The following is a 12,512-nucleotide window of genomic DNA, read 5'->3' as shown; positions in this document are numbered from 1 at the left end:
CTGGCGAGAGCACGACGGCGAGTGTGCGTGGCCCGGCTTTCATCGCCAGTGGCGCGCTTCCGTAACGCTGCCGCAGCCGCGTCACTTCGACCGGCACCGCGGCATTCGATTGTCTGCGCTCGAGCAGTCCCATCACCGGTTTGCGTCGGGCGATGGCTCCCGCTGCGACGAAGGGGGCGCCCACGCGCGCACCGAACCTGAGGGTGTCGGCGACGGACGCCCGCCGCGTCCGCTGTTCGATTCCGGTCATGTGCCGCCTCTCGTCGGATTCTGCACCGGTGATCACCGATCCGGATTGCGATACCGCTCCGGGTCGGTCGGCGGCGCGGTGGGGTTGCGGCCTCTGCGCCACCGGTAGAGCAGCAATGCAACTGCCAGCACGACGACGATCACGACGATCACCAGGATTTCCATACCCGTGGGCTACCCATACGGCCCGTTTTCCTCACACTCGCGATTGCGTACCGGCAGTCGCGGGTAGCTCCACCAGGACGAACCATCCGCAGGAGGCCCACATGAGCAGCCACACCCCGCACCGCATCCCCTATCCGGGTGAGACCCGCGACATGGCTGAGCAGCCGCACGACGAGATGCGCTCCTACGAAGGTCGCGGATTGCTCGCGGGGCGACGAACGCTGATCACGGGTGGCGACTCGGGCATCGGACGCGCGATCGCCGTCGCGTTCGCCAAGGAAGGTGCGGATGTCGCGATCGCATATCTCTCCGAGCACGATGACGCGGCGCACACCGCGGCTCTCGTTCGCGAACACACCCGCGCGCTCACCGTCGCAGCAGACCTCTCGTCACGCGAGGAATGCCACCGCGTGGTCTCCGAGACCGTCGCCGAACTCGGTGGCCTCGACGTCCTCGTCAACAACGTCGCGTACCAGTCCCCCGTCGACGATTTCCTCGACCTGGGCGACGACCAATGGGCGCACACCTTCGCCGTCAACATCGACAGCTTCTTCCACATCACCAAGGCGGCGGTGCCGCACATGGCGCCCGGTTCGTCGATCGTGAACACCGGCTCGATCAACGGGCTGCGCGGAAACAAGACGCTGATCGACTACGCCGCGACCAAAGGCGCCGTCAACGCCCTCACCTATTCGCTGGCGCAGTCCCTGCTCGACAAGGGAATTCGTGTCAATTGCGTCGCTCCCGGGCCGGTGTGGACACCGTTGATCCCGGCCACGCTCGACTCGTCGAAGGTCGCCGAGTTCGGCGAGCAGACCCCGTACGGTCGCGCCGCGCAACCGGACGAGATCGCGCCGTCGTACGTGTTCTTCGCGTCCGCAACATTGTCGTCGTACTACTCGGGCGAGGTGCTCGCCCCGATCGGCGGCGAAACCCTGCCCGGGTGAGAACGACGCATCCCATGACCGGATATCCCTCCCACCAGTGGAAAGAGGATCGATCCACCAATCCGGCCCACGTCGGCTACGCTTCGGGGCAGACGACCGATCATCTCGTTCCCCCGCGGAGGACCGTGTCGGCCACCCCCGATCCGGCTCGCCGCCCTCGACCCGAGGAGGGCCACCGATGCCCACGCAGTCCTTCCCGTCGCCTGCCGCACCGCTCGGCACCTCGCCTGCCGTACCTCTCGGCACGGCCACCGTCCGCGACACGACGATCCTGTTGCTCGGCAATCCGGAACTGCCCCACGAGGTCGAACGGTGGGCGCACATGCGCGCGTGGGCTCGAGCCAACCTGGTCGGCGTCACGCGCGACGCCGACGACGCGTCGGTCGTGTGCGCCGTCGCACCCGAGTCGATCCTCGACGGGCTGTGTTCGCCTGCCGCGGCCCGGCACATGCAGCTCGTGCACACGCGTGGCCTACCGTGCGTGTCGTTCGACACGCCGCTCGAGCGACTGGCCGAGCTGTGCGAGGGTGCACTCCGGGTGCCACCACTTCCCTGATCGGCGGCGACCTGACGCCGAGCGTACTCAGCTGTCCGTACCGGACCCGAGATTGCGTGCACGCGCGAACAGTTCGGCGCCCAGTGCGCGCGCCGAGTTCGCGATCATCGCTCCCGCGGCGGGATCTCGGTTCACGAGCGCCGACAGGAATCCTTTCGCCTGTTCGGCCGTGATGTGTGGCGGCAGCGGCGGCACATTCGGATCGGTCCGCACGTCGAGTAGCACCGGTCGGTCGGCGGCGAGCGCGGCATCCCACGCGGGCACCACGTCGTCCTTGTTCTCGACGCGGATGCCGTCCAACCCCAGCAGTTTCGCGTACTCCGCGTAGTTCATGTCCTCGACCAGTTGTGCGGCGTCGTAGCGCGGATCACCCTTCTCGCGCATCTCCCAGGACACCTGGGTCAAGTCGTTGTTGTGCAGCACGAGGACGACGAACCGCGGGTCCCGCCACTCGCGCCAGTGCCGCTTGACGGTGAGCAGTTCGTTCATACCGAGCATCTGGAACGCGCCGTCACCGATCGTGCACACGACCGGCCGATCCGGGTGGGCGAACTTCGCGGACAGTGCATACGGCATCGAGGCGATCATCGACGCGAGCAGGCCCGAGAGGCTGCCCATCATGTCGCGCCCGAGACCGATGTGGTTGCCGTACCAGTCGGCGGTGCTGCCCGCGTCGGCGGTCACGATCGCGTTCGCAGGCAAGCGCGAGTTCAAGGTGTGGTAGACGTAGCGCGGGTTGATCGGATCGGCCTCGACCATCGCCTGCCGTTCGAGCACGTCGTTCCACGTCGACATCGCGTCGACGATGCCGTTCTGCCATTCTCGATCGTCGGTGCGGGGCAGGTGTTCGAGCAGCGCGCGCAGCGTCACGGCCGCGTCGCCGAGCAGGTTCACCTCCATCGGGTAGCGCAGGCTCAGATTGCCTGGCGCCAAGTCGATCTGCACGCCACGCGCCTGCCCGGTCGGCGGCAGGAACTCCGAGTACGGGAAGCCGCTGCCGACCATGAGAAATGCGTCGCAATCCTGCATCATGTCGTAGCTCGGCTTCGAGCCGAGCAGGCCGAGTTGCTGCGTGTGGTACGGCACGTCCGCGGGTACGACATCCTTGCCCAGCAGCGCGGTCACGATGCCCGCACCGAGCGCGTCGGCGACGGCGAGCACCTCGTCGGTCGCGCCGCGTGCGCCCTGGCCCACGAGCATCGCCACCTTGCGCCCGGACGTGAGTACCTCTGCGGCGCGGAGGATCTCATCGCTCGGCGGGGCCGACGCGGTCGAGACGTACCCGACACCGGTACGCGAGACGCCATGCTCTTCGCCGGGCGTCTGCATCTCGAGATCCTGGACGTCGGCGGGCACGATCACCACGACGGGCGCCCGTTGCGCCGCGGCGATGCGTACCGCACGGTCGAGCACGAGCTGCGCGTGGGCCGGAGTCGTGACCGTCTCCACGTACGCCGCGACGTCGGTGAAGATGCGCTCGAGGTCGAACTCCTGCTGTGCATCGCTGCCGAGCGACACCCGCCCCTGTTGCCCGACGAGGGCGACGACCGGCTGGTGATCCATCCTCGCGTCGTACAGGCCGTTGAGCAGGTGGATCGCACCGGGACCGGACGTCGCGACACATACCCCGGGCGTCCCGGTGAACTTCGCGTGCGCGCACGCCATGAACGCCGCGATCTCCTCGTGGGTCGGCCGGATGTAGCGAAAGTTCTTGCCGGCCCGTTCGGCGCGGCCCAGCGCACCGTCGACACCGCCGACTCCGTCCCCCGGATAGCCGTAGAACGTGTGCAGATCCCACTCGATCAAGCGGTCGACCAGAAAATCGCTGACTGTCTCCATCAGGAGGCTCTACCCGGAGCGCGGACGCAGCGAAACACCGGCGAGCCGCTCACAGGACGCCTGCGAGCACGAGTATCAGCAGGACCGCGATCACGACGAACACGACCACGATCGCCGCGACCGACACGATGCCTGTTCCGGTGCCGGACGTGCGGGGAATCGTCGTCGGGTCGTCGTCGGATCCGCTCGACGTCTGCGGCGTCTCGGGCGGGGTCTCGCCCGGCGGCACGCTGCCGCCCTCGTCGAGGCCGGGGGTGTTCTCGGGATCGGGGTCGGGCGGGGTGGCTGTCACAGGACTCACGTCCAATCGCTGGTATCGAGTTGACGGCTCGGCTCCGGGCGTTGCGCGATCGCGTCAACTCACCCGGTCGACGGCGGCGTCGTGGCCCGCCTCGTGCGCACAGTGCGCACAACAGAAGATCCGGCCGCTCGCCTCGATCCCGTGGCCGAGGATGCGGCACGAGCAGTGTGCGCACGTCGGGGCCATCTTGTGGGCCGCGCATTCGAAGCTGTCGAACACGCCTGAGCGGTCACCCTGCGTCACCGTGAAGGTCTTGTCGTACTCGTTGCCACATGTGTCGCACGTCGGCATCGTGTCCTCCTCTCGCGCGCGGCTGGGGCGCGCACACCGGGTGGGTACCCGCGGCGGCGTGATCCAATCGCGATGTGGCCACAGCAGAGGCGTGCTGTGCGACAGTTGCTCGTGTGACCAGGACCGACGACACCTCGACGGTGCGCGACGTGCGGCGGCGCGCGCGACCGCGCTGGGGCACGGCGCTGCGCGCCGCGGCGGTGGTGGCGCTCGTGGTCCTCGTCGGAGCGGCGGCCACCGGGATGCTCGGCGTGCGCAGTGCCACCGCCGAAGTCGAGGCGGGCGGTTTCCATGTCGAACTCACGTATCCGCGCATTGCGCGCCCGGGACTCGGCGTGCCCTTCCAGCTCCGGATCACCGCCCAGGACCAGCTCCCGGACCCGCTCACGATCGGCTTCGCGACCGACTATTTCGGGATCTTCGACTCGCAGGGCTGGTCACCGCAGGCCGACACGGAGACCGCGGACGCGGACATGGTGTACATGACGTTCACTCCCCCGGAAGGCACCGTGTTCACACTCGACTTCGACACGTACATCGAGCCCGGTTCGCAACGCGGCGAATCGGGCGCTGTCCGCGTGTTCGACGCAGCGGGTCGACCGGCCGTCGACCTCTCGTTCACGACATGGCTGGTGCCGTAATGGAACTCGTCGTTCGCGCTGTCGTCATCTTCTTCTTCCTCTGGGCCGTCACCCGACTCGTCGGCCGCTCGACGGTCGGCGAGCTCAGCACCTTCCAGCTCGTCCTGTTCATCGTGATGGGCGATCTCGTCCAGCAGGGGGTCACGCAACAGGATTACTCGATCACGTCCGCGCTGGTCGCGGTGAGCGTGTTTGCGCTGCTCACCCTGGCGCTCACGTGGTCCAACAGCCGCTTCCCGCGTATGCGTGGTGTCACCCACGGCGTGCCGGTGATCATCGTCGAGGACGGCGTGCCCGTGCAGAAAAGGCTCCGCTCGGAACGGTTGTCGATCGACGACCTCATGGCCGACGCCCGCCAACACGGCATTCGCCGCCTCGAGGAGATCGAACTCGCGGTGCTCGAAACGAACGGCCGGGTGTCGTTCTTCACTCGCACCGGTCCCGACGACGACCCGCCGCCGGACAAGCCGGAAGTGTGACCCCCGCGAGCACTTCCGGCGTATACGGCCTCGCGGAGTACTCACGGGGGCCCGGTGTCAGCGCGGCAGGTCGTCCCCGATGTGGGTCACCGCCTTGAACGCCGCCTTGAGCGGCGACCAGCCGTCGAAAGTGTCGAACGGCCCCTGGTCGTCACCGGATGCGTGCCAGTAACGCAGGCAGAACCCTCCGGCACCCGTCAACTCACGGATCGCGTGGTGATCGATCTCCGGGTCGTTCCCGCAGGTGTTCTCGCCCTCTTCTGGATGGACGTCCGGCCTGTAGCCGTACTTCTGGTCGGCGTGGTAGCCCTTGTCGATCGCCGAGTTGTAGAAGACCGTGCCGTCGCCGTCTCGTTTGCCGTCGCCGTCACTGTCCTTGACGTTCGAGCCGATCAGACTCCAGTCGGTGTCGGCGGCCCACGCGTCGTCGAGACCGCGATCGGCTGCCCCGTCCTCCGACTCGTGCAGCTTGTCGATGAACCCCGATCCCCCGGCCGCACTGGGTGTCATCTGATTCCACTGGGTCGTGCAGTCCTCGCCGACCTCCGCGCATCCGTTCGCGATGCCCTGATGCGGGGTACCGAGCGTGGCCACGTCCTGGACCTTCAGTGCGGGCGGGAAGCCCTCCCATTCCTCGTAGGAACCGAGCATCGCGACGCGCGTGACGAGGCCGCCCATCGAGTGGGCCACGATGTCGACGGACTTTCCGTCCTTCGTGTAGTTGTCGTAGATGTAGTGGGCGAAATCCCGTGCGACGTCCTGAATCGGGGTGTCGGTGGTGTTCTCCCCCACCTTCTCGTCGCAGCCCGTATCGCCCTTGTAGTACCCGATGGTGGTCATCGAACCCTCGGGCCGTTTGCCGTCCTCCTCGTAGTAGTCGAGGGCCTTGCCCCAGATGTCGTCGCACGGGGCGTCGCTGCCGCCGTTGTATCCGTGCACGAGGAGCATCTGGGGCTGATCGTCTGCCGCCTGTTGTCGCTCGGCGGGCGCGGCGGCCACAGTCGTGGGTGTGCCGAGCGCCAGTGCGGTCACAGCGGCGGCAACGACGACGCGGCCACTCCCCCGGCCACGTCGACGTGTCTGTCTGCGGTGTCGAATTGCTCGTATCACGGGCGCACGGTACTAGCCCGCTCCGCCCGGTGCCACATGGATTCACGTGCTCGCAACGAGGTTTCGCGGACGACCTGCGGGAACTAGGTCTTGTGCGGAATCTGGTTGACGGTGCCGCCGTCCATCACGAACTCGGTACCCGTCGCATACGACGACTCGTCGCTCGCGAGGAAGAGCACGAACGATGCGACGTCCTCCGGCTGCCCGGGCCGGCCGAGCGGCACGGGAACCATGTCGTCCGGAATCCCTTCGGTGATCGGCGTGCGAATGAGTCCCGGGTGCAGCGAGTTGACGCGAATCCCGTGCGGAGCCAACTCCATTGCCACGGACTTGGTGAGACCACGCAGGCCCCACTTGGACGCGACATATCCGTGGGCCCACGGCGTTCCGCGCAGACCTTCGATCGACGAGACGTTGACGATCGATCCGCCCCCGGCGGCGATCAGCGCGTCTGCGGCGGCCCGCATGCCCAGGAACGGGCCGGTGAGGTTGACGTCGAGGATCTGCTGCCACTTGTCGATCCGGAACTGCTGGAGCACACTGCCGTTGGCGATGCCGGCGTTGTTGACGAGCACGTCGAGCTTACCGAACTCCGACACGGTGGACGCGATCACAGCCGTCCAGTCTTCCTGGTTCGTGACGTCGAGATGCACGTAGCGCGCGGCGTCACCGAGTTCGCGCACGACCTTCTCGCCGTCGTCGTCGCGCACGTCCGCCGTCACGACCACGGCACCCTCGTCGACGAGGGCCTTCGCGCTCGCGGCACCGATCCCCCGTGCACCCCCGGTGATCAGCGCAACTTTTCCTTCGACGCGTCCCATGGCTTTCCTCGTTTCCTGTTCTTTGTGAACGACATTCGGCGTCTGTACGCAGTCACTGCGTCTGCGTCGCCGACGCGGGCGCGAGGGTCCCCGCGAACAGCCCACGCCCGGTGAACAGCGGTAGGTCGAGCGTCGTGCGGATGCCTGCAGGCGCGGCGACGACGTCGGGAACAGCGTTGACGACGCGGCCCGCGCCTGCCGCGATCGCGGCATAGTTGTGGTCTCCCTTGGCGCTGCTCGGGCACACGTCCACCCGGTAGGAGGGCTCGCCGACGATCTCGAGCCGGTACGAGCCGCCCGGCTGCGCGGGGCGCGGCCAGTCCGGCCTGAGATCGTCGCGCAGCCGCGTGGTGTGGTCCATGACGAAAACCGGTACGCCCACGCTCGTTCCGGTGATCACGAATCGCACCGCGGCGACCGTGCCCGCCTCGATACGGCCCGCCGCGACGTCGAACGACTCGGGCGCCGGTTCCTGCTCGAACCATTCGGTGACGTCGTCGATCTCGACCCCGAAGCCCGCCGCGAGTTGCCGGATCGCGACGCCCCACGCGGCGGACAGCATTCCCGGCTTGAACAGCATCGGCAGATCGCCCGGCGTGCGTCCGAATCCCATGACGTCGAACATGACCGGACCACCGTCGTAGGTCGCGTAGTCGGCGATCTCGGAGCACACCACCTTCTCCACCTTCTGACACGTCGCGGCGACGGCGAACGGCAGCAGGTCGTTGGCCCAGCCCGGGTCGACGCCGGAGACGAACAGGCTCACACCGTGTTCGCGACATGCCTCCTCGAGCGGGTCGATCATGGACTGCGGCAGCAGGTCCCAGGGATGGATGTACGGCACCGGCGACGTGCTCACCACATTCAGCCCGGCCGTCAGCAGTGTCTTCAGGTCTTCGATCGCCTCGAGGAAGCGGGTCTCGGCGAGCGCGCAGTACACCGCGCAGTCCGCACCCATGTCCGCCACCCGGGCCAGGTCGTCGACCGCCGCGATGCCGGTGTCGACTCCCAGACCGGCGAGCTCGCCTGCGTCGCGACCGACCTTGTCCGGATCGGACACCACCAGCCCGACGAGCTCGAAACGCGGATCCTCGATCACGTGCCCCAGTGCGATCCGGCCGACATTGCCGGTCGCCACGTGGACTACTCGCAGTGGCACAGGACGTCCTCCCCGTCTTCCGTGATCCCTGATATGTACACCTGACTGGACACGAGTCCACTTTTGCATGCGGGGCGAACTCGGGCAAGGACGAATTGCTTGTGCGCGATCCCGGCGTGCCTGGACTCGCGAAGTGCTCACGAGGGAGGCGGGACAGAAAAAAAGAACCCCCGACCGGCATCGCCGCTGGTCGGGGGTCTTACGAGCTCCCCCGGCTGGACTCGAACCAGCAACCGTCCGATTAACAGTCGGAAGCTCTGCCAATTGAGCTACAGGGGATTACTCCGCGCCTGCCGTTTCCGGCGGCGCCTGAGAAACTGTAGCGCATGCCCCTACCCCAGTACCAAATCGCCTGAACAACGACTCATCAGGCAGGATGGTCAGCGGAGTCGACAGCCTCGGGAGGAACGGAAGACATGATGCGCTTGCTGATCGGTGTCGCTGCGGGATATGTACTGGGCACCCGGGCCGGACGCGCGCGTTACGAGCAGATCAGCCGAGCCGGGAAGGCCATCGCCACCAGTCCGGCGACCAGGAAAATGCTGCAGGTGTCACGACAGAAGCTGTCCGATTCCCTCGACACCCGGCCCAAGCTCGAGCCGATGAAGCCGGTCGACGAGCAGACGATTCTGGTGCCCCACGACCAACTGAAGAAGCCCTAGCCGACGAAGCCTCAGCGGGTCAGCCGGCGAGACCACCGCTCTGCGAATCTCCGATCGCCTGATCGAGGAGGCTGCGCCGGTACTGCTCGAGCGCGACGAGGTCGCCGAGCAGCGAGTGGAACTCGTCGGACTCGGTGGACGGTGAGATGCGCTGCAGCCGCGACTTGAGCTCGGCGACCTGCTCGCCCACCCACACCTCCTGCAAGCGCGCGAGCACCCCGGTGATGTAGCGCGGTATGGTGTCCTCCTCGGCGGGCAGCGACTCGACCGCGAGTTCGGACACGAGCGACGACGCCGTCGGGTCGTCGAGGCCCTTCGACACCGCATCGGTCCACGCGGCCCCACCCAGCCCTGCACTCGCGCCACCTGCGCGGCTCATCGCACCGTGGATCGCGGCGTACGCGGGATGCGTGAAGGTTTCGGGTGGCAACGAGTCGAACACCGTGCCCGCGACGGCCGGGAACTGCAGCGCCGCCTTGAGCGCCTCGCGCTGCGGCCACAATGCCGGATCGGCGGGACGGGGGCGCGGTAGCCCGGTGGGCTGCGGCGCGGCCGGCTCGTCACGGCGGGGACGACGCAGCGGTGTCGGCTCCTTCGGTCCGCGACGCGCCTGGTCACGGACCTTGGCACGGACCGACGCGAGGTCGTCCCAGCCGACCCAGCCGCACAGTTGCACCGCGTAGCTGTCACGCAGCGTCTGTTCCTTGATGCGGGCGACGACCGGCACCGCGCGGTCGATCGCCGCGACACGGCCCTCGACGGTCTCCAGGTCGTGTTCGGCGAGTATGGACCGCACCACGAACTCGAACATCGGTGTGCGCCGCGCGACGAGATCGCGCACCGCGGCGTCGCCGGACTTCTGCCGCAGCTCGCACGGATCCATGCCGTCGGGCGCGACCGACACGAACGTCTGCCCCGCCGTCTTCTGATCACCCTCGAACGCCTTCATCGCCGCGGCCTGTCCTGCCGCGTCGCCGTCGAAGGTGTAGATGATCTCGCCGCGGAAGTAGCTGTCGTCGAGCATCAGGCGCCGCAGCATCGCGAGGTGCTCGTCGCCGAACGCGGTGCCACACGCCGCGACGGCGGTCCGCACGCCCGCGACATGCATCGCCATGACGTCGGTGTAGCCCTCGACGACGACGGCTTGATGCCCCTTGGCGATCTCCCGCTTGGCGTGGTCGAGACCGAAGAGCACCTGGGACTTCTTGTACAGCACGGTTTCCGGCGTGTTGACGTACTTGCCGGGCATCGTGTCGTCGTCGAACAGTTTGCGTGCGCCGAAACCGATGACGTCGCCCGCGAGGTTGCGGATGGGCCACAGCAGCCGTCGGTGGAACCGGTCGATCGGCCCACGCCTGCCTTCTTTCGTGAGCCCCGCCGCGATGAGCTCCTTGACCTCGAAGCCCCGCCCCAGCAGGTGCTTGGTGAGCTTGTCCCACCCGGCTGGCGCGTACCCGCAGCCGAAGGCGACCGCGGTCTGCTCGTCGAAGTCGCGTTCGGTGAGATAGTCACGCGCGGTCTGAGCGTCGGGCGTGCGTAGTTGTTCGGCGTAGAACTCCTGCGCCGCGGCATTGGCCGCGACGAGCCGCGCGCGGGTGCCGCGATCGCGCTGCACCGAGGTGCCGCCACCCTCGTACGAGATCTGGTAGCCGATGCGGTCGGCGAGCTGCTCGACGGCCTCGACGAAGCTGATGTGCTCGATCTTCTGCAGGAACGAGTAGACGTCGCCGCCCTCGCCGCACCCGAAACAATGGAAGTGGCCGTGATTGGGCCGGACGTGGAAGGACGGACTCTTCTCGTCGTGGAACGGGCACAAACCCATCATCGAGTCGCCGCGAGGTGCGCGAAGCGACACGTACTCGCCGACGATGTCCTCGATGCGGGTGCGGTCGCGAATCGCCGCTATGTCTCGATCGGGGATTCTGCCTGGCACGCCCGACAGTCTAGGTGCTGTCGGCAAGTCCCTTCACACACGTGCATCACCGCGCCGTCACCCCCAGCTCGCCTGTGCCCCCAGACTCGCCCGGTCGACACGCTCGAGCCGGCTCTCGGTGTACGACGCGATCTGGTCGACCACGACCCGGACGCGCGCGGCGTCGCTGTCGGCGCGGTGCCAGGCGGGCAGCATCAGCGGATCGAGGCCCGCCGGTGCGGTGGCGAGGAGCCATTCCGCGACGCGGTGGATCCGGTCGCGCTGGCGGTCCTGGCGCGTGCGGTGCCCGGCGTCGGACATCACGTAGTACAGCGCAACGGTCTTGAGCAGCGCAACCTCGGCCGCGACGATCTCCGGGATCTCGAGGTCGGCGTCGTAGCGCGACAACGGCGCCTGCCCGTGGACCGCGCAGGTACCCCCGACGGCAGCTGTTGCGAACCGTCCGACGAGTTCACTCGTGAGCCGCTTGAGCGCAACGGAGCTGGTGAGGGTGCCGTCGTAGCTGCCCACCGCAGCGACGACGTCGAGCCTCGACAACCGGTCGGCGGCCTCGACGAGCCGTTCCGGCTCGAGACCGGAGAACTCCCGCGCGCCGAGCTCGGCCAGAGCACGCTGCTCGGCGGGGTCGGCGAGCGAGCGCAGGTCGATGCGGCCCGCGATGACACCGTCCTCGACGTCGTGGACCGAGTACGCGACGTCGTCGGCCCAGTCCATCACCTGCGCTTCGAGGCACCGCCTGCGCTCGGGCGCGCCGTCGCGTACCCAGGCGAGTATCCCGGCGTCGTCGTCGTAGGCCCCGAACTTCGCGCCTGGACTCGGCCGGGTCCACGGATACTTGATCGCCGCGTCGAGCGCCGCGCGCGTGAGGTTGAGGCCGGCGCTCGTGCCGTCCGGCGCGAGAACCTTGGGCTCGAGGCTGGTGAGGATCCGCAGGTTCTGCGCGTTGCCTTCGAACCCACCCGCCGCCCGGGCGACCTCGTCGAGCGCCTTCTCGCCGTTGTGCCCGTACGGCGGGTGCCCGATGTCGTGCGCGAGGCCTGCCAGATCGACGAGATCCGGATCGCAGCCCAGTCCGTCGGCGATGCCGCGGCCGATCTGCGCGACCTCGATCGAGTGCGTGAGCCGGGTACGCGGGGTGTCGCCGTCGCGTGGACCCACCACCTGGGTTTTGTCGGCGAGCCGGCGCAACGCGGCGGAGTGCTGGACGCGCGCGCGATCGCGGGAGAACGCGGTGCGCCGCTCGGCCCCGGGGTCGACGCCCGCGAGCGCCGCCCCCTTGGGTTCCTCCGGCACACGGCGCTCGCAGTCGTGCTCGGTGTAGCGGGCGCGTTCGGCGCCCGGTGCCGTCGGAACCGTCAT

The 12,512-nt window shown here is 68.0% G+C and carries 14 protein-coding genes, 1 tRNA gene and 1 pseudogene; 5 read left to right on the top strand and 11 right to left on the bottom strand.

The window, feature by feature from the left end; all coding sequences use genetic code 11:
• Together HCA44_RS19975 and HCA44_RS21215 are read right to left on the bottom strand one after the other, a co-directional pair.
• Positions 1–250, bottom strand: a pseudogene (locus HCA44_RS19975) (cytochrome P450); the annotation flags it as partial.
• 32 nt (positions 251–282) lie between these two features.
• Positions 283–414 (bottom strand): hypothetical protein, encoded by a 132-nt coding sequence (locus HCA44_RS21215; RefSeq protein WP_277350855.1) that lies wholly within the window; start codon positions 412–414, stop codon positions 283–285.
• A gap of 101 nt (positions 415–515) precedes the next feature.
• On the opposite strand from HCA44_RS21215, the gene HCA44_RS19970 reads away from it, so the two are divergent.
• Together HCA44_RS19970 and HCA44_RS19965 are read left to right on the top strand one after the other, a co-directional pair.
• A complete protein-coding gene (locus tag HCA44_RS19970) occupies positions 516–1,361 on the top strand; it encodes an SDR family oxidoreductase (protein WP_169651076.1) in 846 nt (281 codons plus the stop codon).
• A gap of 178 nt (positions 1,362–1,539) precedes the next feature.
• On the top strand, positions 1,540–1,917 hold the full coding sequence (locus tag HCA44_RS19965) for a hypothetical protein (protein WP_169651075.1): 378 nt from the start codon (positions 1,540–1,542) through the stop codon (positions 1,915–1,917).
• A 27-nt stretch (positions 1,918–1,944) separates the two neighbouring features.
• Here the strand turns inward: HCA44_RS19965 and HCA44_RS19960 are convergent, their stop codons facing one another.
• The 3 genes from HCA44_RS19960 to HCA44_RS19950 all read right to left on the bottom strand — a co-directional run bounded on the left by HCA44_RS19960 (position 1,945) and on the right by HCA44_RS19950 (position 4,348).
• Complete coding sequence (locus HCA44_RS19960; protein WP_206038417.1) at positions 1,945–3,756, bottom strand: thiamine pyrophosphate-requiring protein; 1,812 nt, start codon at positions 3,754–3,756, stop codon at positions 1,945–1,947.
• Between the two features lie 49 nt (positions 3,757–3,805).
• Positions 3,806–4,048, bottom strand: coding sequence for a DUF6480 family protein (locus HCA44_RS19955; protein WP_169651074.1), 243 nt, complete (start codon positions 4,046–4,048; stop codon positions 3,806–3,808).
• A gap of 63 nt (positions 4,049–4,111) precedes the next feature.
• A complete protein-coding gene (locus HCA44_RS19950) occupies positions 4,112–4,348 on the bottom strand; it encodes a hypothetical protein (RefSeq protein ID WP_169651073.1) in 237 nt (78 codons plus the stop codon).
• 113 nt (positions 4,349–4,461) lie between these two features.
• On the opposite strand from HCA44_RS19950, the gene HCA44_RS20825 reads away from it, so the two are divergent.
• Together HCA44_RS20825 and HCA44_RS19940 are read left to right on the top strand one after the other, a co-directional pair.
• Positions 4,462–4,989 (top strand): hypothetical protein, encoded by a 528-nt coding sequence (locus HCA44_RS20825; protein WP_206038424.1) that lies wholly within the window; start codon positions 4,462–4,464, stop codon positions 4,987–4,989.
• Positions 4,974–5,468, top strand: a complete 495-nt coding sequence (locus HCA44_RS19940) for a YetF domain-containing protein (RefSeq protein ID WP_240945680.1) — start codon at positions 4,974–4,976, stop codon at positions 5,466–5,468. The genes HCA44_RS20825 and HCA44_RS19940 overlap by 16 nt, the downstream gene beginning before the upstream one ends.
• A 57-nt stretch (positions 5,469–5,525) precedes the next feature.
• Here HCA44_RS19940 and HCA44_RS19935 read toward each other — a convergent pair whose 3' ends face one another.
• The 4 genes from HCA44_RS19935 to HCA44_RS19920 all read right to left on the bottom strand — a co-directional run bounded on the left by HCA44_RS19935 (position 5,526) and on the right by HCA44_RS19920 (position 8,837).
• The gene (locus HCA44_RS19935) at positions 5,526–6,500 is read right to left on the bottom strand and encodes a hypothetical protein (RefSeq protein ID WP_169651072.1); all 975 of its coding nucleotides are present in this window, start codon (positions 6,498–6,500) and stop codon (positions 5,526–5,528) included.
• 161 nt (positions 6,501–6,661) lie between these two features.
• Positions 6,662–7,399, bottom strand: a complete 738-nt coding sequence (locus HCA44_RS19930; RefSeq protein WP_169651071.1) for a glucose 1-dehydrogenase — start codon at positions 7,397–7,399, stop codon at positions 6,662–6,664.
• A gap of 52 nt (positions 7,400–7,451) precedes the next feature.
• The gene (locus HCA44_RS19925) at positions 7,452–8,558 is read right to left on the bottom strand and encodes a diacylglycerol kinase (RefSeq protein ID WP_169651070.1); all 1,107 of its coding nucleotides are present in this window, start codon (positions 8,556–8,558) and stop codon (positions 7,452–7,454) included.
• Positions 8,559–8,764: 206 nt separating this feature from the next.
• Positions 8,765–8,837, bottom strand: a tRNA-Asn gene (locus HCA44_RS19920).
• 137 nt (positions 8,838–8,974) lie between these two features.
• Between HCA44_RS19920 and HCA44_RS19915 the strand changes: the two genes are divergently transcribed.
• Entirely contained in the window at positions 8,975–9,220 is a 246-nt protein-coding gene (locus HCA44_RS19915) for a hypothetical protein (protein WP_169651069.1), read from the top strand.
• Between the two features lie 19 nt (positions 9,221–9,239).
• On the opposite strand, the gene dnaG is transcribed toward HCA44_RS19915, so the two are convergent.
• Both dnaG and HCA44_RS19905 read right to left on the bottom strand, forming a co-directional pair.
• The gene (gene dnaG, locus HCA44_RS19910) at positions 9,240–11,153 is read right to left on the bottom strand and encodes a DNA primase (protein ID WP_169651068.1); all 1,914 of its coding nucleotides are present in this window, start codon (positions 11,151–11,153) and stop codon (positions 9,240–9,242) included.
• A gap of 57 nt (positions 11,154–11,210) precedes the next feature.
• Complete coding sequence (locus HCA44_RS19905) at positions 11,211–12,512, bottom strand: deoxyguanosinetriphosphate triphosphohydrolase (RefSeq protein ID WP_169651067.1); 1,302 nt, start codon at positions 12,510–12,512, stop codon at positions 11,211–11,213.

The sequence above is a fragment of the Rhodococcus sp. HNM0569 genome, from assembly GCF_012726205.1.
In the GTDB taxonomy this organism is placed as follows: domain Bacteria; phylum Actinomycetota; class Actinomycetes; order Mycobacteriales; family Mycobacteriaceae; genus Rhodococcus_F.
Note: the sequence above shows the minus strand (reverse complement) of the source record. Positions and strands in the feature narration are given on the sequence as shown.